Origin of the sequence: Rhodococcus sp. NPDC057014 (assembly GCF_042673295.1) — a bacterium.
Taxonomy (GTDB): domain Bacteria; phylum Actinomycetota; class Actinomycetes; order Mycobacteriales; family Mycobacteriaceae; genus Rhodococcus_F.
In genome coordinates this window covers 1-1121 of the sequence record NZ_JBHUSF010000655.1, presented here as the reverse complement: position 1 = coordinate 1121, position 1121 = coordinate 1, and the positions used below count along the sequence as shown (strand labels likewise).

Here is a 1121-nt window from a genome sequence, read left to right as displayed (position 1 = left end):
GTGCCGCTGAATCTTGACGAACCGAGTCCGCACCGGGCGTGGCGCGCTCGCGGGCCGTGATGAACGACATGACCTCCTCGTCCCCCTGCCGACGATGTCGGTACATGGGCCGGTGACGTGCCTCGGCGAGGTCGTCGAGAACCAACCATGGGAAGCGGTCGAGACCGGCAGCGACCTCGGCGACACGCGCTCGTTCCGACTGGCGTTTGCGCTACCGGTCCGCCGGGTCCGACCCCCCGCGAAGCACACCGAGGACCATGGCACAGACCGCGGTGATCATTCCGTGCCCCTTCTCGCAGCCGCGGACCGGTGCCGTTTTCGAATGAGCCGTCGGGGTACACGGTCGAAGGACGAGGAGGTCTGAGGAAATGCCTGTTTGGGGATGGATCTTGATCGCGGTGCTCGTCGTGATCGCGGTGCTGGCGATCATCGCGTCCCGCTCGATCAGCAGTCGCAAGAGGACGGAACGCCTGAAAGGGCGATTCGGTCCCGAATACGAGCGGACGGTCGGCGAGGTGGGCGACCAAGGCGCTGCCGAGAAGGAACTCGCCGCCCGCGAACGAAAGCGGGAGAAGCTCGACATCGTCCCGTTGACACCCGAGGCACGCGCGAAGTACACCGATTCCTGGCGGACGGTTCAGATCGAGTTCGTCGACAACCCGTCGAGCGCGGTAGCCGCTGCGGATCGGCTCGTGATCCACGTCATGCGCGAACGCGGTTACCCGATCGACGACTTCGATCAGCGCGCGGCCGACATTTCGGTCGACCACCCGAAGGTTGTCGAAAACTACCGCACGGCGCACGGCATCTATCTCGCGCAGGAGGCGGGCGACATCGGGACGGAGCGACAGCGGGAGGCGTTCGTGCACTACCGCGAGCTCTTCGAGAAGTTGCTCGAGACGGATGAAAACACAGACGAGCCGAACAAGGACAAGCCGAAGGAGACGCGCGCATGACAACCCCACACGGGCAACCCGAGGGCACCAGCCCGACCGGGAGCGTCGAAACATCCGCCGAGCCCCCCGCCTCGGCGCCGGCGGGAACCGGAGCATCCACCGGAGCAACCGACTCTGCGCCCGACGCTGCCGCCGTGCCGGCCGTGGGGGCCCAGCGCCCGGCGG

The 1121-nt window shown here is 66.9% G+C and carries 1 protein-coding gene; it reads left to right on the top strand.

Annotated features, from left to right (window positions below; all coding sequences use genetic code 11):
- Positions 1 to 368 precede the first annotated feature (368 nt).
- Complete coding sequence (locus ACFTZB_RS45795) at positions 369 to 956, top strand: hypothetical protein (protein ID WP_378442653.1); 588 nt, start codon at positions 369 to 371, stop codon at positions 954 to 956.
- Positions 957 to 1121: the final 165 nt, after the last annotated feature.

Coding starts and splice junctions, on each gene's coding strand:
- ACFTZB_RS45795 (WP_378442653.1), top strand. CDS start 369: ATGCCTGTTTGGGGATGGATCTTGATCGCGGTGCTCGTCGTGATCGCG.